This is a genomic window from Algirhabdus cladophorae (assembly GCF_044772865.1).
GTDB lineage: Bacteria > Pseudomonadota > Alphaproteobacteria > Rhodobacterales > Rhodobacteraceae > Algirhabdus > Algirhabdus cladophorae.
Map to the genome: position 1 here is coordinate 2689454 of NZ_CP173029.1, position 23163 is coordinate 2712616.

25 protein-coding genes are annotated in these 23163 nt (G+C 55.5%); 11 read left to right on the plus strand and 14 right to left on the minus strand.

Features of this window, described 5'->3' with window-relative positions:
* Positions 1–81 precede the first annotated feature (81 nt).
* Complete coding sequence (locus ACIRQ6_RS12965; RefSeq protein ID WP_420861023.1) at positions 82–1470, plus strand: diguanylate cyclase; 1389 nt, start codon at positions 82–84, stop codon at positions 1468–1470.
* Position 1471: 1 nt separating this feature from the next.
* On the opposite strand, the gene ACIRQ6_RS12970 is transcribed toward ACIRQ6_RS12965, so the two are convergent.
* The 4 genes from ACIRQ6_RS12970 to ACIRQ6_RS12985 all read right to left on the minus strand — a co-directional run bounded on the left by ACIRQ6_RS12970 (position 1472) and on the right by ACIRQ6_RS12985 (position 3482).
* On the minus strand, positions 1472–1999 hold the full coding sequence (locus tag ACIRQ6_RS12970) for a periplasmic heavy metal sensor (RefSeq protein ID WP_420861024.1): 528 nt from the start codon (positions 1997–1999) through the stop codon (positions 1472–1474).
* 3 nt (positions 2000–2002) lie between these two features.
* Positions 2003–2359 carry a hypothetical protein gene (locus tag ACIRQ6_RS12975; RefSeq protein WP_420861025.1) on the minus strand — a complete coding sequence of 119 codons (357 nt, stop codon included), beginning with the start codon at positions 2357–2359 and terminating at the stop codon, positions 2003–2005.
* Positions 2346–2936 carry an RNA polymerase sigma factor gene (locus ACIRQ6_RS12980; RefSeq protein WP_420861026.1) on the minus strand — a complete coding sequence of 197 codons (591 nt, stop codon included), beginning with the start codon at positions 2934–2936 and terminating at the stop codon, positions 2346–2348. The genes ACIRQ6_RS12975 and ACIRQ6_RS12980 overlap by 14 nt, the downstream gene beginning before the upstream one ends.
* A gap of 69 nt (positions 2937–3005) precedes the next feature.
* A complete protein-coding gene (locus tag ACIRQ6_RS12985) occupies positions 3006–3482 on the minus strand; it encodes an EF-hand domain-containing protein (RefSeq protein WP_420861027.1) in 477 nt (158 codons plus the stop codon).
* A gap of 197 nt (positions 3483–3679) precedes the next feature.
* On the opposite strand from ACIRQ6_RS12985, the gene ACIRQ6_RS12990 reads away from it, so the two are divergent.
* The gene (locus ACIRQ6_RS12990; protein WP_420861028.1) at positions 3680–4069 is read left to right on the plus strand and encodes a DUF983 domain-containing protein; all 390 of its coding nucleotides are present in this window, start codon (positions 3680–3682) and stop codon (positions 4067–4069) included.
* Between the two features lie 21 nt (positions 4070–4090).
* Positions 4091–4774, plus strand: a complete 684-nt coding sequence (locus tag ACIRQ6_RS12995; protein WP_420861029.1) for an NUDIX hydrolase — start codon at positions 4091–4093, stop codon at positions 4772–4774.
* On the opposite strand, the gene ACIRQ6_RS13000 is transcribed toward ACIRQ6_RS12995, so the two are convergent.
* From ACIRQ6_RS13000 to ACIRQ6_RS13025, 6 genes are all read right to left on the minus strand, one after another.
* Positions 4763–5677 carry an EamA/RhaT family transporter gene (locus tag ACIRQ6_RS13000; RefSeq protein ID WP_420861030.1) on the minus strand — a complete coding sequence of 305 codons (915 nt, stop codon included), beginning with the start codon at positions 5675–5677 and terminating at the stop codon, positions 4763–4765. The two genes, ACIRQ6_RS12995 and ACIRQ6_RS13000, sit on opposite strands and share 12 nt — an antisense overlap.
* A complete protein-coding gene (locus ACIRQ6_RS13005) occupies positions 5670–6455 on the minus strand; it encodes an SDR family oxidoreductase (protein WP_420861031.1) in 786 nt (261 codons plus the stop codon). Before ACIRQ6_RS13005 ends, ACIRQ6_RS13000 begins: the two co-directional genes overlap by 8 nt.
* Positions 6452–7894, minus strand: a complete 1443-nt coding sequence (locus tag ACIRQ6_RS13010) for a carnitine 3-dehydrogenase (RefSeq protein WP_420861032.1) — start codon at positions 7892–7894, stop codon at positions 6452–6454. The genes ACIRQ6_RS13005 and ACIRQ6_RS13010 overlap by 4 nt, the downstream gene beginning before the upstream one ends.
* A gap of 1 nt (position 7895) precedes the next feature.
* Positions 7896–8351 (minus strand): lipocalin family protein, encoded by a 456-nt coding sequence (locus tag ACIRQ6_RS13015; RefSeq protein WP_420861033.1) that lies wholly within the window; start codon positions 8349–8351, stop codon positions 7896–7898.
* Positions 8348–9259, minus strand: a complete 912-nt coding sequence (locus tag ACIRQ6_RS13020) for a 3-keto-5-aminohexanoate cleavage protein (protein WP_420861034.1) — start codon at positions 9257–9259, stop codon at positions 8348–8350. Before ACIRQ6_RS13020 ends, ACIRQ6_RS13015 begins: the two co-directional genes overlap by 4 nt.
* 90 nt (positions 9260–9349) lie before the next feature.
* Positions 9350–10309, minus strand: a complete 960-nt coding sequence (locus tag ACIRQ6_RS13025; RefSeq protein ID WP_420861035.1) for a GlxA family transcriptional regulator — start codon at positions 10307–10309, stop codon at positions 9350–9352.
* Between the two features lie 85 nt (positions 10310–10394).
* On the opposite strand from ACIRQ6_RS13025, the gene ACIRQ6_RS13030 reads away from it, so the two are divergent.
* The 4 genes from ACIRQ6_RS13030 to ACIRQ6_RS13045 are packed head-to-tail and all read left to right on the plus strand — an operon-like array spanning position 10395 to position 15398.
* Positions 10395–11645 carry a sarcosine oxidase subunit beta family protein gene (locus ACIRQ6_RS13030; RefSeq protein WP_420861036.1) on the plus strand — a complete coding sequence of 417 codons (1251 nt, stop codon included), beginning with the start codon at positions 10395–10397 and terminating at the stop codon, positions 11643–11645.
* 12 nt (positions 11646–11657) lie between these two features.
* Entirely contained in the window at positions 11658–11942 is a 285-nt protein-coding gene (locus ACIRQ6_RS13035; protein WP_420861037.1) for a sarcosine oxidase subunit delta, read from the plus strand.
* The gene (locus ACIRQ6_RS13040; RefSeq protein WP_420861038.1) at positions 11939–14842 is read left to right on the plus strand and encodes a sarcosine oxidase subunit alpha family protein; all 2904 of its coding nucleotides are present in this window, start codon (positions 11939–11941) and stop codon (positions 14840–14842) included. The genes ACIRQ6_RS13035 and ACIRQ6_RS13040 overlap by 4 nt, the downstream gene beginning before the upstream one ends.
* On the plus strand, positions 14811–15398 hold the full coding sequence (locus ACIRQ6_RS13045; protein WP_420861039.1) for a sarcosine oxidase subunit gamma: 588 nt from the start codon (positions 14811–14813) through the stop codon (positions 15396–15398). The genes ACIRQ6_RS13040 and ACIRQ6_RS13045 overlap by 32 nt, the downstream gene beginning before the upstream one ends.
* Here ACIRQ6_RS13045 and ACIRQ6_RS13050 read toward each other — a convergent pair.
* Positions 15391–16422 (minus strand): metal ABC transporter solute-binding protein, Zn/Mn family, encoded by a 1032-nt coding sequence (locus ACIRQ6_RS13050; protein ID WP_420861040.1) that lies wholly within the window; start codon positions 16420–16422, stop codon positions 15391–15393. The two genes, ACIRQ6_RS13045 and ACIRQ6_RS13050, sit on opposite strands and share 8 nt — an antisense overlap.
* A gap of 78 nt (positions 16423–16500) precedes the next feature.
* On the opposite strand from ACIRQ6_RS13050, the gene ACIRQ6_RS13055 reads away from it, so the two are divergent.
* From ACIRQ6_RS13055 to ACIRQ6_RS13065, 3 genes are read left to right on the plus strand one after another with little or no spacing between them, the layout of a single operon-like run.
* Positions 16501–16986, plus strand: coding sequence for a Fur family transcriptional regulator (locus tag ACIRQ6_RS13055; protein ID WP_420861041.1), 486 nt, complete (start codon positions 16501–16503; stop codon positions 16984–16986).
* Entirely contained in the window at positions 16983–17717 is a 735-nt protein-coding gene (locus ACIRQ6_RS13060; protein ID WP_420861042.1) for a metal ABC transporter ATP-binding protein, read from the plus strand. The genes ACIRQ6_RS13055 and ACIRQ6_RS13060 overlap by 4 nt, the downstream gene beginning before the upstream one ends.
* On the plus strand, positions 17674–18501 hold the full coding sequence (locus ACIRQ6_RS13065; RefSeq protein ID WP_420861043.1) for a metal ABC transporter permease: 828 nt from the start codon (positions 17674–17676) through the stop codon (positions 18499–18501). The genes ACIRQ6_RS13060 and ACIRQ6_RS13065 overlap by 44 nt, the downstream gene beginning before the upstream one ends.
* A gap of 23 nt (positions 18502–18524) precedes the next feature.
* Here ACIRQ6_RS13065 and ACIRQ6_RS13070 read toward each other — a convergent pair whose 3' ends face one another.
* Positions 18525–20390, minus strand: coding sequence for a calcium-binding protein (locus ACIRQ6_RS13070; protein WP_420861044.1), 1866 nt, complete (start codon positions 20388–20390; stop codon positions 18525–18527).
* 130 nt (positions 20391–20520) lie between these two features.
* On the opposite strand from ACIRQ6_RS13070, the gene ACIRQ6_RS13075 reads away from it, so the two are divergent.
* Positions 20521–22038, plus strand: a complete 1518-nt coding sequence (locus ACIRQ6_RS13075; RefSeq protein WP_420861045.1) for an alpha/beta fold hydrolase — start codon at positions 20521–20523, stop codon at positions 22036–22038.
* Here ACIRQ6_RS13075 and ACIRQ6_RS13080 read toward each other — a convergent pair.
* The gene (locus ACIRQ6_RS13080; protein ID WP_420861046.1) at positions 22035–22841 is read right to left on the minus strand and encodes an N-acyl homoserine lactonase family protein; all 807 of its coding nucleotides are present in this window, start codon (positions 22839–22841) and stop codon (positions 22035–22037) included. The two genes, ACIRQ6_RS13075 and ACIRQ6_RS13080, sit on opposite strands and share 4 nt — an antisense overlap.
* Entirely contained in the window at positions 22838–23128 is a 291-nt protein-coding gene (locus ACIRQ6_RS13085; RefSeq protein WP_420861047.1) for a putative quinol monooxygenase, read from the minus strand. The genes ACIRQ6_RS13080 and ACIRQ6_RS13085 overlap by 4 nt, the downstream gene beginning before the upstream one ends.
* Positions 23129–23163 lie beyond the last annotated feature (35 nt).

The window sequence follows — 23163 nt, forward strand, 5'->3', positions numbered from 1 at the left end:
TCTAAACTGGAAATCATTTATTAACCTCTCTGGTCGATTTTCCAATGCAATAATTGGCTGCCCCCAAAACTGAGGTCCCGGATGTCGCAGAGTATTCTTATCGTCAACAATGTCGCGACAAATCGAATAGTTCTGAACGTCAAACTTTCCGCTGCTCAATACACGGTGCATCAGGCCCATAGCGGTGCCGCAGCCCTCAGGGTCTTGCGTACGAATTCAATTGATATGGTCCTTTTGGATGTGGACCTTCCGGACATGGATGGGACCCGCCTTTGCCGCAATATTCGGGCTTTGCCACGATCCAAGAACTGTCTGATTTTGGCGGCCATGGAAAATGAACCATTGGACAAAAAGAAGGAAATCATGGCCGCGGGCGCCGATGATTATCTACAAAAACCTGTGGACGACAAAATTCTGCTGGCGCGTGTGCGCCGGTTGTTTCGGGCCCGTGCTGCTGAAACCGAATTGCAATTGCGCGATGGCACGGCGCAGGCTTTGGGTTTCGCCGAAGCCGCAGCCTCGTTTCAGGGGGCTGCGCATATTTCGGTCGTTGCGGGTGACCGTACGGCCCGCGACGATTGGCGCGCATCGCTTCAGGAATTCAGCAACCACCGCCTTGAGGGGCTCAGCCGTTGCGACGCCCTCAGTCAAGAATCCCCCGAGCTTGCCCCTGATATCTTTGTCATTTCTGCCCGCGACACTGAAGAAACCTTTGGCCTGTCCTTGCTGACCGAATTGCGCAGCAACCCCAATACACGCCATTCTGGGATCGTCGTTGTGCTGCCGTATGAGAACCATAACCTCAGTGCCATTGCCTTGGATATGGGCGCCGATGATTTGGTTTACGAAGGCTTTGATCCGGCTGAATTAAGCCTGCGCTTGAACGTTTTGATCGATCGCAAACGTCAAAATGACACGCTCCGTCAACAGGTTAGAACTGGCCTGCAGGCCGCGGTGACGGATCAACTGACCGGCCTGTTTAACCGCCGCTATGCGATGCCCCACCTCAAACGTATTGCAGATCGGGCCAAGCGGACAGACCAATCCTTTGCAGTGATGATCTTGGATCTGGATCACTTCAAGCAGGTCAACGACCAGTATGGTCATGCAACCGGGGACAAAGTATTGGCAGAAGTGGCCAAGCGGCTGCGCGACAACCTAAGGCCCTTTGACATGGTCGCGCGCTTTGGTGGGGAGGAGTTCCTGATCGTGATGCCAGACACCCCCCTGCATCAGGCCAAGCAAGCCGCCGAACGTATTCGCAAGCTGATTGCAAAAGACCCTATTGAGGTCCCGTTTCAGGATAGCTCTATCCATGTCAGCACCAGCATTGGTGTGGCTGTGGGAAGCCCCCCACATCGCAGCACATTTGACGTCCAACAATTACTGAATGACGCGGATTCAGCACTTTATGATGCCAAGGCCGAAGGGCGAAATCAGGTCACACTGGCACGGGGTGCCGCGGCCTAGCCTAGTCCCGATTTTTGGGTTTGTTGCGTTTTGGGCCACGCTGGATGGCCTGTTCCAGACGATCCGCAAAGGCCATACGATCACTTGCGCTCATATCTTGTAAGACCACGACAAGTCCCGCGCGCCCTGCAGTTTCCAAGGTCTGATTTCTATCTCGAAACGTTTGGGCTTGGGTGGCCAAAGCCGCCTCAAAATCTGCAGTATTGAATGGCTCGGCGCGCAACGCTGTCAATACCGGCTCGAAGGCTGCGCGCACTTGGGATCGATTGATCCGTGCGCCGTCCCGTTGGGCGCGAATTTGCTTGCCCAAAGCGCGACGTTGATCCCCATCCAGCGCCCGCAAATACCCGGTAAATCCAGGCGCCAATTGCACATGGCTGCCCTTGCCACCTTTGCCGCTCAGAACAGCGCCAGTAACGGCGCCCAACACCAAGAGGTTCAGCCCCAAAGAAACCACCAAGGCGGCCTTGATCCAGCGCCGTGTTTTGGGTTTGGGGGCAGGTTGATTTGGTGAAGTATCGTTTGTCATAACTCAAATTTCCTCTAGCACACTGGCCCACGCCAGATCAGCATCATCAAACGCGGCCGCGCTGCCGGTATCAAAGTAAAGGCTCATCACGCTGTCGGCCAGCATCGGTGTATCAATGCCAATCCACAGTCCCGCAGCGGTGGCTGTCGCGAGCCCGGCAATGGAGGGCCAACCGCCAACCATGTCCTTGAACCGTGTCCACACACTGGGTTCCGGGGCCGCGCCCCAAGCATCGACCTGCGGTTGCAAGTCAGATGCATCGCGCATCACCCGCTGCAATAAATCATCGCTGGCTTGCGGCGGATCAGCCTGAGCAGCGGCGAAAAACGCGTCCAACGGGTCGTCTTTATGATGGGTCATTTTCAAATCCCAATGCTTCTTTTTGGCCCGAAAGGGCCGCTGTTAATCCACGTTTGCCGCGCGCCGTCAGGCTTTCGACGGCCTCGACGCTGATCTCCATGATCTGTGCAATATCGGGGTTCGAATGCCCCTCGATATGGCGCAGGACCACGGCTTGGCGTTGCGCATCTGGCAATGTGCCCAAGGCGGCCTGCAATGCAGCCGCGCGATCATCCGCAATCAGTTTGGCGTCTGCACTGGCGGCTTGCGAGACAGGTTCAGCGATCTCATCCAGACCAAGCCCGCGTTTCTTTCGCAGCCGATCCGTGCACAGGTTCACCGCCACACGGTAGAGCCACGTCGAAACCTTTGCCTCACCCTGACGCCATGTGGGTGCCTGTTTCCAAAGGCGGATCATCGCCTCCTGAGTGACATCTTCAGCCTCGGCACGATCACCTAAAACACGGGCCGCATAGCCAAAAATGCGCGGTGTCAAACGGGCCGTCAATGCCCCAGCTGCTGCCGCATCCCCGTTGGCATAAAGGACCAACAGCGCGTCATCACTGGTCTGAGACATGGCGTCATAGGGCATTGTCATAAAGCGGATGTATCGGGTTGTGTAACTGCGGGCAATTGGCAGGCCTCAAACGAAGCCTGCCAAATGCGTTTACTCGGCTTTGGGTTTGCCGTGACCGCGTTTGCCCATTTTGGCAGAAGCGGCTTCGAACTCTTCTTTGCTGATGGCACCGTCTTTGTCGGCGTCAATCCGTTCAAATCCACGGCCTTTGCGACCTTCACCTTTGCCACCACGGGCGGCTTGCAGTTCTTCGATGCTCAGCTGGCCATCTTCATTGGCGTCAAGTCGTTTGATCATCCGCTCAACGCGGCGTTCTTTGGCTTTTTCTGATGTGGCCATCATTTCTTCGGCACTCAAAAGCCCGTCACCATTGGTGTCGGCAGTTGCAAAACGGGCGGTGCCACGTGCTTGCATTTCTTCCATTGTGATTTTGCCATCACCATCTGTATCCAACTGTTCAAAGCTGGGGCGTTCGCGATCACCTTCGCCGCGCGCTTGCGCAACACCGGCGATAGCTGTGGTTGCAATCAAGGCTGCAAGACCTACGCTCAAAATACGTTTACTCATTAGTGTTCTCCTAAAGTTAACGCCGTGCTGTTCCGTGAGTGTTTAGGCACGATCACAGGGTAAAACGGGCCCTGCTCGTTTTTCCGTCGCACTTTCTAAAATTATTTTCCCGCGACCAGCCGTCACATGGGACATCCTGTACCCTGTTGTTTCACGCGCAGCCCTTCTAGATAGGTCCTAGCAAAGGCGTAAACTGCATGACAGATCAATCAATCACTCTTGAAAATCGGCCCATGGGCCAAGCGGTTTTGCGCGGTTTTCAGTGCAAATGCCCAAATTGCGGCAGTGGTCCGTTGCTAAAGGGCTATTTGACCCTGCGCGAGGAATGCACGGTCTGCCGCCAGGATTTAACGCCTGCGCGGGCTGATGATGGCCCGGCTTATCTAACGATTCTGCTGGTCGGCCATATTCTGGCACCTCTTTTACACGTATTTTTCACCACGTTTCGACCCGAACCGATGGTTATGGCCAGTTTGTTTGGCGTTTTGGCCGTTGGGCTGTCGCTTTTCTTGCTGCCGCGTTTAAAAGGAGTGGTCGTGGCCATTCAATGGGCCCGCTACATGCATGGGTTTGGTCGTTCTGGCTGATCCCGTTTGAGGGGATAGGCCATGGATAAATCCGCAATCCGCAACGCAGCCACGGTGATATTGCAGCGCAGCACACCAGACGGGCCGGCTATTTTGGTGGGTCAACGCGGGGCGAAGGCCGCGTTTATGCCTAATAAGTTCGTGTTTCCAGGCGGTGCGGTGGACCCGGCAGACGGCAACATCCCACTTGGCAGCGCCCTGCCTGCCCCCTGCGATTCCCGTTTGCGCGAAGACGGCAGTGTTGATCCGAATGCACTTGCCACCGCGGCCATTCGCGAGCTTTGGGAAGAAACTGGTTTGATTTTGGGAACCCCTGCTGCGTGGCCCGATGCCCCGGAAGATTGGCATGCCTTCGCGGCGCACGGTATGCGGCCCCATGCAGCACACTTGCGGTTTTTCTTTCGTGCGATCACCCCACCGGGGCGTCCACGCAGGTTCGATGCGCGGTTTTTCTTGATCGATGCGGATCATATTTCCGGCGATCTGGATGATTTTTCCGCGGCCAGCGATGAACTAAGCCACTTGCACTGGGTGCCTTTGGCAGATGTTTTGACCCTCGACCTGCCGTTTATTACCGAAGTTGTTTTGGCGGAAGTCGCACGGCACCCTGACCCAAGCCAAGCCCCCCAAACCGTGCCGTTTTTCAAAAACACTGACGAGGAAAGCCTGTTTCTGAGGTTGAATGGCGCGCCCTTAGAGGACTGAAACCAGAAGTAAGATCGAGGCCAACAACACGATCATGCCCAGGACTTCCCGTGCGCGCGTGGGTTCGCGAAACACCAACAACCCAGTGAGAAACGCAAAGACAAGTTCGATCTGGCCCAAGGCAAACACATAGGCCACAGTTTGTTGGGTGAAGGCCCAAAACCACCCCAGTGACGCGATCACGCTGGTCAGCCCTACAGGGGCCGCGCGCCGCCAATGGGTCATCACTTTGGTGATCTGGCCTTGCTCAAACACCCGCAACCACAGCGCCATCCCCAGCATCTGCGCGGTGCTGACCATGGCGAGGGTCATCATGGCGCGCAGCAATGCGTTTTCATCCCCGAACAAATCCAACGACAGAGCCGCCCCCCGATACCCAACACCCGAAAGGGCAAAAAACAGACCAGAGGCAATCCCAAAAATCGCGGCCCTATTCCACAAGAACCGCAGGATTGAGCCATCGGTTTTCGGTGGGTCAGACAGGATCATTACACCGATAAATCCAAGAACGACTGCCGACAGGCCGCCAAAGGTCATCGCCTCGCCCAGCACAACAAAGCCCACCAGCGCAGACAGCAAGACTTCGGTCTTTTTCAGGGTAATACCCACGGCAAAGTTCCGGTGCGAGAACAGGCTGACAACAAAAACAGTGGCCAAGATCTGGCTCAGGGCACCGCCAAGGGCAAAGGCCCAAAACCGCAGGTTGGTTTGCGGTATGTCAGTTTCCTGCCAGGACAGATAGACTGCAAGCAGCGCAACCGCCAAAGGAGCTGCGTAAACAAATCGAGCAAAAGTTGCACCACCCGTACTAAAGCCCACATCCTTTAGCTGTTTTTGGAACATAAACCGCAGATTTTGGACAAAGGCCGCTCCGATGGTGACCCAGATCCATGTTTCAATCATTTGGAACTTCAGCCTCCGAGCCGCTGGATGGGCCAAGTTTTGGATCGGGGTTTTCCGTGTGCCCATCAACAGCAATCACCTGTCCGCTGACGCGACGGGCCCCATCAGATCCCAAAAAGACCGCCATATCCGCGATGTCTTGTGCCTCTACAAAACTGCGCATCGAGGTGCCTGCGGCGTAGCCTGCGTAGACTTCATCGCGGCTCATTCCTTTGGCGGCGGCCTCACGGTTAAGCACCCCTTCCATGCGCGGCCCTTCCACAGCACCAGGGCAGATGGCGTTGCACCGAATGCCAAACGGGCCCAATTCCATAGCCAAGGTTTTCATCAATCCGATCATGCCCCATTTTGCTGCCGCATAGGGCGCGCGATTAGGATAGCCGTATATTCCCGCAGTCGAGGATGTGATTGTAATTGCGCCCTTTTTCGCGGATTTCATCAGGGGGCTTGCGTATTTCGCCGCCAAAAACGCCCCTTCAAGATTGACCGACACGCACTGCCGCCAAGCGTCCAATTCCACATGTTCAATCAGCGCTGTGGGTCCCGCAATGCCTGCGTTCGCGCATAGAACATCAAGCTGGCCCATCTGATCAAACAGGCCTTTGACATCCCCCTCATCAGCGCAATCAATCTGATGCTTGGCCCATATATCAGGGCAATCCCCCAATGCTGCAGCATCAAGATCTGCAACCCACACCTCAAAACCAGCAGCCTCAAAAGCGTGACCCATCGCACGTCCAATGCCAGAGGCCCCAGCCGTGATCAAAACCCGTTTCACCCTTTGACGCCCACGGCTTTGCCAACGCCATCTGGACGCGGCAGGTCGGCATGGATCGCAGCAATTGCAGCAAGTTTAGTGGCAATCGCAGCAGAAGGTTCCGAGGCGCGGCGCGTCTCAAGTGAGACATGGATGAGCATGTGCTCACCCGTGGCCAATAGGCGCTCGCCGTCAAACATAGAATGGAACAGGTGCATTTTCTTGCCCGCCCCTTCAAGGCACAGGGTCTCGATATGAATACGTGTGCCTGCGTGAACCTCATCGATATGACGGATGTGGGTTTCGGCAGTGAAATAGCTGCCCCCTGTTGCAATATACTCCGCATCACAGCCGACGATTTCCATGAAACGGTCGGTGGCGTCACCAAATGCCTGCAAATATCGCGCCTCGTTCATGTGCCCGTTGTAATCTGTCCAATCGAGTGGCACGGCGCGGGATACAGTCTTGACTGCACCACTAAGATCAGGCGCAGATGGCGTGCCATCCCACTGATTGAGCAAGGCCCCCGCCCCCCAATCCTGTGCTTTGAGGGCGCGCATCATCGCCACCAGATTGTTGTCGCGGATCCGTTCCAGTTCGCGAATCGAATGGGCACCGGATTGGGCATCAGACTGATCTGCAATCAAATCGACCAGTTCGTCCGTAAAGTCGGGCACATCCATCAGCTTGGTCCAGGGCCATTTCAAAGCAGGACCGAATTGGGCCATGAAATGCTTCATCCCTGCCTCACCGCCTGCTACGCGATACGTCTCGAACAGGCCCATTTGCGCCCAGCGAATGCCAAAACCATAGCGGATGGCATTGTCGATCTCTTCTGTCGTGGCGATGCCATCCTTGACCAGCCAAAGCGCCTCGCGCCAGACGGCCTCAAGAAAGCGATCGGCGATATGCGCGTCGATTTCCTTTTTGATATGAAGGGGATACATGCCAATCTCGGCCACAATCGCTTTGGCCTTGTCGGTCAAATCAGAGCTGTTTTTGTCCGTTGTCACGACCTCAACCAACGGCATCAGATAGACAGGATTGAACGGATGGCAGACCATGATTTGTTCAGGCCGCGTGGCACAGCCCTGTAGTTCGGACGGCTTAAACCCAGAGGTAGACGAGCCGATCACCGCATCCGCTGGGCAATGTTCCTGGATCGTTTGAAAGACCTTTTGCTTCAACTCCAGCCGTTCTGAAACGCTTTCTTGGATCCAGTCTGCCCCGGTCACGGCCGCCGAAATCGTCTCGACAAAATTCAACTGACCTTCGGCAGGCATGGCGCGATCTGTCAGGCCCGGCAGCGAACGCCGCGCATTGTCTAACACTTCGCCTATCTTGCGTGGGGCTTCGGGGTCAGGATCAAAGACATTGACCGTCCATCCCATCAGCAAGAACCGTGCGGCCCAACCGCCACCGATCACACCACCGCCAATAATTGCCGCTGTTTTAGTCATTTTAAACGTCCTTCATTCGGCTAAGATCATAGCCGTACCATTCCAGAATTTCGCGCGCTGCCTTCAGCCTATCGGGACTTGGCGTACCATTGCGATCCATAATCCATCCAAAGCGCCCATCGGGCGAGCCGATCACGGCTGTGCGATTGTTGATATCAAGCCAATGCACCCAAAATTGCTGGCCACCTGCGGTCAGTCGGCCCTGCGCGTTGCGCGTGACAGGCAAGAGTTGCTGATTAAGCGCCATATTGGGCCCGTCAAAACGCACCTGCCGCACTGCACCAAATTGTGCGTCGTCAAAGATCGATACAATCCGCCATTCACCCGCCAAACGCTCTAGCGTGACATCCGCTTGCGAGGCCACTTGCGCCGTTGGATTGCGAAAGGCAATGGGCGCGACAGGGTCCAGAGGGGCCGTACATCCAGCCAGTAGTATCACGGCCAAAAGGCGTTTCATTTAGGGGCCTGTTTGGTCAGCCCCAGCTTTTCGCGCACTTCGGCAGGGCCGATCACACGCGCCCCAAGATTTTCAATGATTGTGCCCGCGCGTTCAACCAATTGCCAGTTTTCGGCCAGAACCCCACGATCCAGCATCAAATTATCCTCAAGGCCCACACGCACATTACCACCCGCCAGAACCGAGGCTGCGGCCATCGGCATTTGACTGCGCCCCAGACCAAAGGCGGAAAACGTCCAGTCATCCGGCACATTATTTACCATGGCCATGAACGTATTCAGATCATCCGGCGCCCCCCACGGCACGCCCATGCACAGCTGCACCAAGGCAGGGCTGTCCAGCACACCATCGGCGACCAGTTGTTTGGCGTACCACAAATGGCCTGTGTCAAAGGCCTCGATCTCGGGTTTGACGCCCAATTCTGTCATCATGCGACCCATGGCAACCAACATACCCGGCGTGTTGGTCATCACATAATCGGCTTCGGCAAAGTTCATGGTGCCGCAATCGAGCGTGCAAATCTCGGGCCGACATTCTGCAACATGTGCCACACGTTCCGTTGCACCCGCCATATCTGTTGCGGCTTGGTTCAGCTCCATCGGGGTTTCGACGCCGCCAAAAACGATGTCGCCCCCCATACCAGCGGTCAGGTTCAAAACAACATCTGTATCGCTGTCGCGGATCCGGTCGGTGACTTCGCGAAACAGGCCCAAATCACGACTGGAAACGCCCGTTTCAGGATCGCGCACGTGGCAATGAACGACTGCCGCGCCGGCTTTGGCTGCGGCAATTGCACTATCTGCAATCTGCTGAGGCGAGCGGGGCACATGGGGACTGCGGTCTTGGGTACTGCCGGATCCGGTCACGGCACAGGTGATAAAAACGTCGCGGTTCATTTCCAGTGGCATGCAAGGCCCTCCTCTTTTGACCGAAGGGATATGGCTTTGGTTGATTTTGCAAGCGTGGAAACGCCTCAAAAACGCTTGGAAACGCCATCGCTAGGGCAGGATCGTTTTTTTCATCATGGATGGGGAATGACCAAATTCGGTGCTGTAGGCTTTGCTGAAATGTGCGGATCCGGCAAAGCCTGTGGCAAAGGCTATTTCTGTGATCGATAATTTCGATTGAATGAGCAGACGCTGGGCCAATTCCAGCCTCAGCTTGCGGTAATAGCCCATGGTCGTCGTGCCCAGTTTTGCCTCAAAAAGCCGGTTCAACTGTCGGGTCGACACGCCTGCGATAGACGCCAATTGCCCAAGACTGAGAGGATCAGCCAGATGGGTTTCCATCACTTCAACGGCATCTAAAACTGCGCGTGTGGTTGTGCCGACACGTTCAACCAATCCGCTACGTTGCGGGCCGCCTGAGGGGCGTACCTCGGTGTGCATAAACCAATCGCTGACACGGCGCGCCAGATCTGCACCATGATCCGCCGCGATCAGCGCGTGCATCAAATCCAACGGGGCCGTGCCACCAGCACAGGTGATCCGGTCGCGATCAATGACAAAAAGGCTGCGTTCTAGCAACAGATCGTCGTGGGTTTCAGACAAGGCCGCCGCATGTTCCCAATGCACAGTCATCCGACGACCCTGCATCACTCCCGCCTTGGCTAACACAACTGGGCCACCCGAAATCCCAGCCAAGCGCACACCGTTGCGGGCCAGTTTGCGCAAAAGCGACAAAACGGTTGCGTTTTCAAAGGCGTTCAGACTGCCCCCCGCAATCACACAGACCAAGTTGCACTTGAGGGCTGCCTCAAATCCGTGAGTGCACGGAACCAATGCCCCGCCTGAGCTGCTGACATAAGGGTCCGAACCCAGAGTTTGCACCTCATAAAGCGGCTCAGGCGCCAAAAGGTTGGCTGCGCGCAACGGTTCTGCCACGCTGGCATAAGACATCAGGGCGAAACCAGATATCGGCAACAGACCGATCGTTGTGGGGGCAGAAATCGTGGCCATTTTTGACAATTAATCGTCTACTTGAGGATAGTCCAGTCCTGACCCGAAAGTCCATGCTGACGGGGACAGACTTAGGAGAATGGCGATGAACTATTCCGGCTTCAAAGTGTTTTGGGAAGGCATCACCGGCAACAAAGGTTGGACCCCGGCGTGGCGTGATCCTGAGCCTAAGGCCGAATATGACGTGATTATTGTCGGCGGTGGCGGGCACGGTTTGGCCACTGCGCATTATTTGGCAAAAGTGCACGGCATTACCAATGTCGCCGTCTTGGAAAAGGGATGGATCGGCGGTGGCAATGTCGGTCGTAATACCACAATCATCCGGTCGAACTACCTACTAGAGGGCAACCAGCCGTTTTACGAGTTATCGCTGAAACTATGGGAAGGGCTGGAGCAGGATTTCAACTATAACGCCATGATCTCGCAGCGAGGGATTATGAACCTGATCCATTCGGACGCCCAGCGCGATGCCTTTGCACGTCGTGCCAACGCCATGCATTTGTCCGGCGCAGGCGGCGAGTTGCTGAACCGCGAACAGACCCGCGCCATGGTGCCATTCCTTGATTTTGACAATGCGCGCTTTCCTATTCAGGGATCGCTTATCCAACGACGCGGCGGAACTGTGCGCCATGATGCAGTGGCTTGGGGGTATGCGCGCGGCGCAGACAGCCGCGGCGTGGACATTATCCAAAACTGCGAAGTCACCGGGTTTGATATCGAAAACGGTCTGTGTCGCGGTGTTCAAACATCCCGTGGTGCGATCAAGGCCAAAAAAGTTGCCGTCTGTGTGGCAGGCTCCAGCGGTCGTGTGATGGCCAAGGCCGGTATGCGGCTTCCCATCGAAAGTCACGTCCTGCAGGCTTTTGTGTCCGAGGGCCTAAAGCCGGTCATTCCCAATGTGATCACCTTTGGCGCAGGGCATTTTTACGTCAGCCAATCGGACAAGGGCGGCTTGGTGTTTGGCGGTGATATCGACGGCTACAATTCTTACGCTCAGCGCGGCAACTTGCCGGTGGTCGAGGACGTTTGCGAAGGTGGCATGGCGATCATGCCAATGATCGGACGCGCGCGATTGCTACGTATGTGGGGTGGCATTATGGACATGTCGATGGATGGTTCGCCCTTTATCGACCAGACCCATGTTGACGGGCTCTATTTCAATGGCGGCTGGTGCTACGGCGGGTTCAAAGCGACCCCTGCAAGCGGCTATTGTTACGCACATTTGCTGGCCACGGGTCGGCCTCACGAGGTGGCCACCCAGTTCCGGTTGGACCGGTTTATGCGCGGTGGACAAATTGATGAAAAGGGCCAAGGCGCCCAACCAAACTTGCACTAGAGGGTCAGACAGATGATTATCAACCACCCCTTGCTTGGACCGCGCGACGCCGCTGAATTTGTGGTCAAAGGCGACGTCAGTTTGATTGATCGCCCCGATGGGATGACAGCCGACATGACCCAAATGCACGACTATGCCTATCTGCGCGACAACCCTGCAGGCACCCATCAGGAGCTGTGGTATCACGAGCAAGGCGACCGGTCTTGGCTGGTCGTGACCCGTTCAACCACCACTCACGAGGTGACAAAAGTTGAAATGGCCCGCGATGTGGCCCGCAGCAGGGGGCGCAGCGCATGAGCCAATCAAATCGCATAGACGGCGGCCTTGTGAACCGGAACCTGCCGCTGAAATTTACCTTTAATGGCAAGGTCATGCAGGGATTTGAGGGCGATACGCTGGCCTCGGCGCTGTTGGCCAATGGGCAACGCCTTGTGGCGCGTTCCTTCAAATATCACCGCCCGCGTGGGATTTTCAGCGCAGGATCAGAAGAACCAAACGCGATGGTCCAGTTGCGCCGTGGTGCCGCCCAAGAGCCGAACACCCGCGCCACCGTGGCCGAACTGTTCAATGGGCTAGAGGCCACATCACAAAACCATCGCGGTTCATTGGAATACGATTTGATGGCGGTCACAGATCTCTTCAGCCGGTTCTTGTCCGCAGGTTTTTACTACAAGACGTTCATGTGGCCTGCGGCCTTTTGGGAAAAGATTTACGAGCCTGCCATTCGCGCCTCAGCCGGTTTGGGTAAGCTGTCGATGGAGGCCGATCCTGATATCTATGACCACGGCTTTTTGCATTGCGACGTGCTGGTCATTGGCGCGGGGCCTGCTGGACTGAGTGCTGCTTTGGCTGCTGGACGCAGTGGTGCGCAGGTAATTCTGGCCGACGAGGATTTTGTTACAGGCGGACGCCTGAACGCGGAAAGCTACGAGATTGATGGTTTGGCTGCTGCCAAATGGGCCCAGAACGCCTGTGACGAGCTAAACGCAATGGACAACGTCCGCCTGATGACCCGAACCACGGTGTATGGCGCTTTTGATCACGGTACCTACGGCGCGCTGGAACGGATGACCGACCATTTGCCCAGCGCCAAGGGCAAGCCACGCCAAGTGTTGTGGCGCATCTATTCTAAGGCAGCGATCCTGTGTGCCGGGGCCACGGAACGCTCGATTGCTTTTGCCAACAACGATCGGCCGGGCATCATGCTGGCCGGTGCTGTGCGGACATATGTAAACCGCTATGGTGTGGCCCCCGGAAAAAAGGTGGCCGTTCTGACCAACAATGACGACGGGTTGCGCACAGCCGAAGACTTGCGCGCCAAAGGCGTCGATGTGGTTGGGGTGTATGACACGCGTGCGGGTCAAAGCATTATCGATACCAAGGGGCGCAAAGGCCTTGAATGGATTGTCGAGCCTGGCGGGATCAGGCGTGAGGTCGATTGCTTGGCCGTGTCGGGTGGTTGGTCGCCCAATGTGCATTTGACCTGCCATCAACGGGGCCGTCCGACATGGCGCAATGATATTGCAGCCTTTGTACCCGGCGGTGATCTGCCCCCCGGCATGGTGGTCGCCGGTGCCGCAAATGGCACGATGACCCTTGCCGCCGGTATGGCTGAGGGGCGCAAAACTGCCAATGATGTGATCAAAACGCTGGGCTTTACCCCCTCACGCAAAGCTGCCGCACAGGCCAAAGATGAGGCCTCTGCAATTACGCCGTGCTGGCAGATTACGGGCAGCACAGCCCGCGCTTGGGTCGACCTTCAAAACGACGTCACCACAAAAGACATCAAGCAATCCCATGCCGAAGGCTTTCGATCGGTCGAGCACCTCAAACGCTACACCACCTTGGGCATGGCCACAGACCAGGGCAAAACCGCAAACGTTTTGGGACTGGCCATCTTGGCCGATGCGGCCGGCAAATCGATCCCGGACACAGGTACCACGATCTTTCGCCCGCCCTACACCCCTGTGCCAATTGGCGCATTGGCAGGACGAGCGCGGGGCAAGGATTTCCGCCCTTACCGCCTGACGCCTTCGCATAAATGGGCCAAGGAACAGGGCGCTGAATTTGTCGAAGTGGGCAACTGGCTGCGCGCCCAATGGTTCCCACGCGAAGGTGAGACCACATGGCGACAAAGCGTGGACCGCGAGGTTCAGATGACCCGTAATTCCGTCGGCATCTGCGATGTGACGACACTGGGCAAGATCGATATCCAAGGGCGCGATGCAGCTGCGTTTTTGAACAAAATCTACTCTAATGCCTTCCTGAAGTTGCCTGTAGGCAAAGTTCGCTATGGGCTGATGCTGCGCGAAGATGGCATTTGTTACGATGACGGCACCACTGCGCGGCTGGCCGAGAACCATTTTGTCATGACCACCACCACCGCCAATGCGGTGACCGTCTTCCGTAACATGGAATTTGCGCGTCAATGCCTGTGGCCTGATATGGATGTGCATTTGATCAGTGCTACGGATGGTTGGGCCCAGTTTGCTGTGGCCGGACCAAATTCGCGGGCACTTTTGCAGAAAATCGTTGACGATACAGACCTCAGCAATGAGGCCTTTCCATTTATGGCCTGCGCTGAGTTGACGGTATGTGGCGGCACGCCTGCGCGGCTGTTTCGCATCAGCTTTTCCGGTGAAATGGCTTTTGAGATTGCTGTGCCTGCCCGCTATGGCGACAGTATGATCCGGGCGCTTATGGCCGCTGGCAAAGAATTCGACGCCGTGCCCTATGGCACTGAGGCCCTTGGGGTGATGCGCATCGAAAAGGGCCACGCGGCAGGCAACGAGTTAAACGGTCAAACAACGGCGCAAAACCTTGGCTTGGGCATGATGGTGTCCAAGAAAAAAGATAGCATCGGATCAAAATTGTCCGAGCGCGAGATGATGAACCAGCCGGATGATCTGCGCTTGGTTGGATTTAAACCGGTTCAGACGGGCGACATGCTGGACGCAGGCGCGCATTTTATCACCGCCGGTGACACCCCAAGCATGCAAAGCGATCAGGGATGGATGACTTCGGTGGCCTATTCCCCAACCCTTGGGCATTCTATTGGATTGGGTTTCCTCAAAAGTGGGTCGGACCGCATGGGTGAAGTAATCCGAGCCTATGATCCGGTGCGCGGCAAAGATACCCAAGTGCAAGTCTGCTCACCGCATTTCTATGACCCAGACGGAGGGCGCCAACGTGGCTGATTTTACTCTAACCCCTGCGCCTGTACTGGACGGTTATGACCACGATTTCGGCACTGTGCGCCTAACCGAAGCGATCGGCATTGCCATTGTGTCTATCGCCACGCCGTTGGGCGCTGAGGCTGCTGTGGGCAAGGCCGTGAAAGCCGGCCTGAAACTGGGGATGCCGCAACCAACGCACACCACGACGGACGGCACCGTCACGCTGGTGTCTAGTGCTGCGGACCAAATGATGGCGGTTTTTGCCCATGCGACCCCCGATGCCAATGCGTTTGTGCAAAGCAAATTAAAGGGTGCGGCCTACACCACGGATCAAACCGACAATTGGGTGGTGCTGGATATTGACGGGCCGGACAGCCGCAGAGCGTTGGAACGGCTTTGCCCGATCAACCTGCATCCGCAGGCTTTTGGCATCGGCCAAAACGCCCGTACGGTGATGGAACACATGGGGGCTTTGGTGATCCGCACCGGGCCTGACAGCTATCGATTGATGTCTGCCAGTTCCAGCGCGGCCAGCTTTTTGCATGCGTTAGAGGTCTCGATCAAGAATATCAGCTAAGGCAGTCTGCTATCCCGCTGCCCAGCTTTTCTATCATGTTCAGATAACCTGTGTCGGTTGAGCCAATGATATCAAGAACTTCTACGTGGACGTCCTGGCCTTCGGTAAGCGTAGCGATGGTGTTCTGCGATGTTGCAAAGGGAACCAGCAGACAGTTGGTATCGGGTTGGGCCACAAAACCGCGCAGTTGTTGCGCGTCTTTTGCAGAGATCCCAACCTCATCATGGCCAATGCCAGTGGACAGTGTTGTGATGCCAAAACCATCGGTAAACTGACGGTAGCTGTCGTGCAAAACCACCACGCTGGTGCTTGGTAACTCGGATAGTTTGGCCGCAAACCCGTCTTCGATGGCTTTGATATTGGCCTCCACTGTTGCAAGGTTCTTGCTGATCACGGCCTTAGATTGGGGCGCCAATTCGATCAAAACAGCGGCTAGGCGATCTGCGAATCCTTCCATTTTGTGTAGGTTCAGCCAGTGATGCGGGTCCCCATCGTGATGGCCATGGTGGGCGTGTTCGTCGTGATCATCGTGCGCGTCTTTCTCTGCGTGCTCGTCATGATCTTCATGGTCGGCATGCTCGTCTTTTTCAGCATGATCATCACTGTGCCCGTCATGATCGTCATGACCCTCTTTGTCATCATGATCGTCGTGACCATCGTGGTCGCCGTGACCCTCTCCGACTTCGGCATCGCTCAATTTAACGACAATCGCGTCACCGCCCAAATCTTCGGCCACTTCACCCATCCACGGGCTCAGATCAGGACCAACCCACAACAGCACATCTGAGCGGCTGACAGCCCGTGCTTGGCTGGGGCGCAGGGTCAAGTGATGTGGATCATCGCCGCGCGTGGTCAGACTGGTCGCCTCATGGGGCACCCCTTGCAAAAGCTCGGAAGCGATGCTGGCCAAGGCCGGTATATCTGACACCACGCGAATGTCTTTGCCGTCGGCGGATGCAGGCGTTAAAAACGAAGTCGCCGCGACCAAGCACAGGCCAATTGCGGACGTAGAACGATATTTCATATGCCAAAGTCTCCGGCTTGCACAATTCGAAATGTTATATCATATCAATCCAAACAAACCGCAACCGGAAAGTCAGGAATGCCCACAGGATTTACCGCCCATAATCATTCCGCATGTGTTGACCATGCTTTGGATGTAACTGCACGACACTGTTTTGAGCATGGCCTGAACCTGACAAAGCCGCGCAGGCGGGTTCTTGAGATCCTCCTGAGCGGGCACAAGGCCATGGGCGCTTATGACATTCTGGCCATTTTGAGCGATGAAGGGTTAGGGTCCCAACCGCCGCTGGTTTATCGCGCATTGGATTTCTTGGTTTCCCACGGCTTTGCCCACAAACTTGAACAGCGAAACGCCTACATTGCTTGCGCGCACCCCGGCGAAGATCACGTGCCCGTCTTTCTCATCTGTAAAAACTGTAACGCAGTGGCCGAGGATCAAATGGAAAGTGCGGCGACCTCATGGGCGGCCATTGCGCAAAAACACAAATTCAAAGTCGAGCAAACAGTGATCGAGGCCATGGGCCTTTGCCCTGCATGCCTAGACAGTGCCGAGGTCACATCATGAACCTAATAACTGCCCAAGACCTCAGTGTTTCGCACAAGGGGCAATCCGCCTTGCGACATGTGGACATGACAATAGCAGCCGGTGAGATTGTGACTGTGGTTGGTCCCAATGGATCCGGTAAATCCACCCTGATGCGCACAATCATTGGGGCGATGACCCCAGATAGCGGCGCCTTGATCCGCAAACCCGGCCTGCGGATTGGGTATGTGCCGCAGAATCTTGCCGTCGACAGCACCTTGCCCATGACCGTTTTGCGCTTTCTCAACCTGCCAAAGCGCCAAGCGCGCAGTGCGATTGCAAAGGCGCTGGTCGATTGTGGCGCAGCAGGCTGGGAACACCGCCAGATCGATGGGCTGTCCGGGGGACAGCTGCAACGTGTGATGCTGGCCCGTGCGGTCCTTGGCACACCGGATCTGCTTATTCTGGACGAGCCGACAACGGGCCTCGATCAAACGGGGGCTGCCGCATTTTACAAACAAATCGCCCAACTTCGGGATGATCTTGGCTGCGCCGTACTGATGGTCAGCCACGAATTGCATGTGGTCATGAGCGCGTCGGATCGGGTCATTTGTCTGAATGGCCACGTGTGTTGTAGCGGCACGCCCGACATCGTGGCGTCAGCCCCGGAATATCAAGCCCTATTTGGCCGTGGCACCCAAGGTGCACTTGCGCTTTACCGACACAACCATGATCACGACCATCACCACGACGATACCTGCCAACATGATTGATGACTTTATGATCCGCGCAGGACTGGCTGGACTGGCCATCGGTTTGGCCACAGGGCCATTGGGATGTTTTGTGGTTTGGCGGCGCATGGCGTATTTCGGCGATGCCGTGGCCCATGCCGCGATTCTGGGCGTGGCGCTGGCCTTATTGGCCGAAATCCATGTGATGATCGGGATTGTTTTTGTGGCGATCATGGTGGGGCTTGCTGTGTTGCAACTCAGCGGGCGCACATTGGCGGCTGACGCAATCCTTGGTGTACTCGCGCATTCGGCGCTGGCCTTTGGCTTAGTTGCGGTCAGCCTGATCAAGGGGCCCCGTTTGAATTTGGATGCGTATTTGTTTGGCGACATCTTGACCATCCAACCGACCGAAGTCTGGGCCGTTTGGGCCGGGGCCGCGGCTGTGATCGCCCTACTGTTGTGGCGTTGGCGCGGCTTGTTGACGACGACAATGAACCCAGATTTGGCACTGGCCAGCGGGCTAAATCCAAAGGTGGAAAACTGGGTTTTGACGCTGTGTTTGGCTTTGGTGGTGGCCGTTTCGATTAAGATCATCGGGGCACTATTGATCGCGGCCCTATTGGTTATTCCCGCGGCCGCTGCGCGTCATTTTGCAAGAACACCTGAAAACATGGCGCTGTGTGCTGCAGGGATTGCTGCCACATCCGTTTTGATCGGGCTCTGGGCCAGCTTTCAGCTGGACGTTCCATCAGGCCCATCGATTGTCTGTGCAAGCGCCGTAATATTTGTCCTACTGGGACTTGCAGGGCGGATCATGCGCACATAGCAGGCGCGCATGACCCGTTTGTTCTAGGGAATAAAGAAGTCGAAATCGTTGGCGTCGATCGTCCCGGAAAAGTCAAGCAAAACGACAGAACCGCCATTCCAATCGATGGTGGTATCTCCACCGCTGGAGGACACGGTCACATCCCCAAAACCATCGACTTTCGTACCGAACCCCTCAAAGCGCAGGGTATCAACGCCGTCTTCAAAGTCGCGAATACGGTCATTGCCGGTGCCACCATCCGCACTAAAGACAAAGGTATCGGCACCAGCATTGCCTTCCATTTTGTCGATGCCTTGCCCACCAATAATGGTGTCATCACCATTGCCACCACGCAGGAAATCCTTGCCATCCCCGCCATCGATGTAATCTGCACCGCGACCGCCATTGATGCCGTCTTCACCGTCTTCCCCATAAAGGAAATCAGCGCCTTTCAGGCCAAGGATATCATCGTCGCCACCGCGCCCTTGGATGACATTGACCGCATCGCTGCCAATGATCCCATCGTCGCCATCTCGCGAGCCGCGAACATCTTCGATGTTGGCTAGGCTTTGAGTAAAGCTGCCCTGAGAAGATTGGAGGGTCGCAGTGCCTTGGCTCAAATCGACCTCGACACTGTCGACTTCGCTGCGGTCAAAGCGGATCCGGTCCGCCCCCCCCTTGCCATCAACTGTATCGTTGCCAAGGCTGGTGATGAAACTTTCGCGGCCACTGCTGCCCGTCATGGCATCATCAAATGCGGTTCCGCGTATTTCTAAACGCGCCGAACCGCCAGTAAGTGTCAGCGTCTCTTGGTTGCCCCACCCATCGTTGTTGATGTTTCCGGTGGACACGTTGATGCGCATTCCTTGTTCCGTACCATCCGCGTCTTCGAACTGTGCCAGACTATGTGAAAAGTCCAACCGGATTGTCCCACTCATTTCCAAATTATAGGCGTCGGCACCCAATCCCCCACGGATCGAGGCCCAAGTATTTGCACCACCATCGATATTGAAAACATCGTCCTCGTAAGAACCGACAAGACCAAGGCCACCCGTGCTGTCACCGGCCAACAGTGTTGTTCGCACGTCGACAATTGTGTCCGTGCCCCAAGTCCCTTTCGCCACTGTGCCCGTGTTGGCATCCCCGTCGATTGTGACGTTGATCGCCCTGTTGACGAAAAAGTAGTGCAGCCCTTGGAAGGCAACCGTAGCATCTGAATACACAATGGTGTCGTCACCCTTGCTTGCAACCACGATTTCGGTGTCGTCACCACCGCCAACGTCCAAAAGGTCGTTGCCGTTGCCACCAAACAAGAAGTCGTCACCCAGCCCACCATAGACTTTGTCATTGCCGTTACCTGCATCGACAAAGTCATTGCCGTTGCCGCCCCGGATCGTATCGGATCCACCATTGGCATTGATCGTGTCATCACCGTTTCGACCATTTATCGTGTCTTTGGATTCAGTTGCTGTAACGATGTCGGCAAAACTGGAACCGTCTAGGCGTACCCCCTCTGGGCCTTCGGCCAGATCAAATTCATTTCCAACAGGGGAAGAGGTTGCATCAATTTCCAGATCATCGAAAATAATCGCATCAAATAAAGTAAAGTCACCATCATTAATCGCACCAACTGCATTGGAAAAATCCCCTGCATCAACATCGAGTTGAGTGAACGCGGCGAGTACGGAGATACCATCAACGAACTGGACAGCCGTGACTGTTCCACTCAGACCCTCCGGTGCAGGCGCCAAGTTGGTGCCAATAATGCGGATGATTATTCCTGTGACTGGATGCTGGATGACCAATTCAGTCGACGTAAACGATAGCTCGTTGTGCCCACTTTGGGGTAGGTTTGCAAAAGCCTGCTCAATAATATTCGTCACGTCGCCAAAAATATTCAATAGTGTCATCAGTCACTCCGTCGTTTGCCTGTTTAAGCGGATTAATTTTGCCGTTCCCGTTTGTGTCTCAGATAGAAGGGTATGTGAACACCCCCATTTGGGTGGAGCCAAAGGACAATACAAACTGTAAGCTTTTGTGATGAAGGTCAGTTTTCAAGATATCGACGATATTGGGGCGGTTTTGGCTGGCCTAGATCCAGCCCAACGAGACCAGTTTTGGCAGTGGTCCAAAACGCAGTCCAGCGGCCAGATCCATGGTCAGTTATTTTATGGCCACCCCATCGAACGGGCCGATTTTGAACGTGTCGAAGAAGACGTTTTATTTTTTAAGACGCCTATTTCCGCCGATATGCGTCAAAAAGTCGAAAGGCTGACCCAGCAAAACGATCTAAGGGGTCGGGGCTATTTGGACGATAGTCATGTATTGCTGTTTATGGGCTGGGAAAAATGGTTTGGGCAGTTCATTGCCCTGCCTGTCGCTGCAGTTGATGCGTTTATCAGTGACCTGTTTTCTCAGGCTGATCTCACCCAAGCGGACCGTGTTCTGCTGATCGAGCTCTTGGTTGGTCTGGACTTGCGACAAGCTGCACTGCGTACAGGTCGCGCCTATGAGACCAAGCGTAGCACGCTAAAAGTCATTGCAAAAAAGACGAACATTCCCAAGCAAACAGACCTCATCGCGTTCATTCTTTCCGAATTTTTGACCAGTATTTCGCGTCTGGATCAGGCACCGGTGGCGGATGCAACCATTTTGCAGACCTATCAAACCCAACACCTCGATCCGACAGTTCGGGTGCATAAAATGGTCGGGGCCTCAGGACAGGTTCATATGATCCTAGATTTTGGCCCACGCGCCGGTTCTGCAGTGGTTTTTGCAGCGCCTTTGATATTGCCGCAATTTTCCGAACGGGATTTCGGCTTTTTCGAGGCCGCAAATATTCGGCTTTTGTGTCCGCTGCGTGCTGGATCTTTACAACCCGACACCACCTTTGACACAGCCGCAGACTATACAGCGCTCTGCGTCGAAGGTCTCGCATTGGCCAGTGACATGGTTTCAGACGCCAGATGTAACCTTTTTTCATTGAGTAATGGCGGCTTTTTTGCACAAGCGTTTGCCGAAAAACACCCCGATCGCTTGCACAGCCTAACGTTTGCGTCGGCTATGATCACTGCGCCACAACCGACCAGTCTTGTAGAGAAATTTCGCGCTGGTATTTATTCGATGGCAACGCGGCGAAAAAACACCTTGGGCCTTGCCATCGACTTTCTTCTTGCCCGAACAAAGACCGAGGAACGGTTTAAATCGTTGTTTTTGAATGTTTTGGGTAATGACAGCGCTGTGGAACGCGCCACGGTCGGAGAAGATTTTTCAGATCCTCACAGATTAGCCGCCTACCATTACTTTTGTCAGAACTCGGCAGGCTTTCTTAAGGCAGATTTCTTTACCAGCCGGCCCTTGGACATCGATGTCTTGCGCAATATCAAAGTGCCGATCACATTTGTGCATGGTGATCTCAATCAAGCAGACACACTGGACCAGATCGGAACTTTTGCAAAAGACATCCCCACTGCCAAAGTTGTAACGCTCAACGGGGCGGGTCATATTTTGCGCGGCAAGCACCTACATACAGCACTTGGGATTGCCGCAACCCTTTAATCGAATTTTTCAGCCCATTTGGCAGCATCAACTCCTTGGTCCAAACGCCAGATAAAGGGGGCAGCGCCCTGCGCAAAAACTTGGGTCACCAGCGGATCATGGCCGGGGATGATCAGCTGAGGCGTGCTGGCCAGTGTTTTGAGCCGTGCAAATCCGTCCAACATGTTTTGCAGGTCAACCACAATTGGAAACGCCTTTTGGGCAAAGACGTTTTCGTAGTAATGCGCCGCATCAGAGGCCAAGCACATCCAGCCTGCATCAGTGCGCACGCGCACGGCTTGCAAGCCTCGGCTGTGGCCACCGATGCAATGCACCGTGACGCCGTCTGCCACACTGCCGTCGCCATCGTGAAAAATGCAGCGCCCTGAATAGACCCGTTTGACCGCCTCACAGACATGGTCTGCAGTGAATGGATCTCGCAGGGTGTCGTGGCACATGCACGGGCCGGTTGCGAAAGCCATTTCGGCCGCTTGCAGGTGGATTGTGGCATTTGGAAACAAGTGCAATCCGCCCGCGTGATCGTAATGCAAATGCGTGATGATCAGGGTTGTGACGTCGTCGGGGGTGATCCCAAGTGGGGCCAAAGCAGCCACCGGATCACGGCGGATTGGCCGGTTGCGTGACCGGGCCTCGGCATCATCATAGCCCGTATCCACAACGATAACCTCGGCCCCGCGCCGCAAAACCCAGATGAAGTAATCCATCGCATGGGGCGCATCGTGGTTGTCTGCAAAAAGAAAGCTATCGGCCCGCGTGCGCGCATTACGATCTGCGTATTTTACTGCATGGACCTCCCAATTCATTGGGCAACCTCGCGGAAGGTACGCGCGGATTTTGAGGCCACCATAGGGGCTGTTGTCCTGTCGAACTCTTTGAAATGCGGGCTGTCCAGGTGGGCCTGAAAGGCTGCTTTGTCGGTGTAGGTTTCGTAGAGGAACACCTGATGCGGACTGTCGGGATCAGTACACACGTCAAACTGATGACATTCGGCTTCTACCGAAAGCGAGCGTCGCGCATTCGCCATCATCAGCGGCAAAAAGGCCTCCCAATGTTCGGGGGCAATGTGAAATTCTACGGCAACAACAAACATGGGTCCCCCTGCGATATTTGCCGCACATTGTGGTC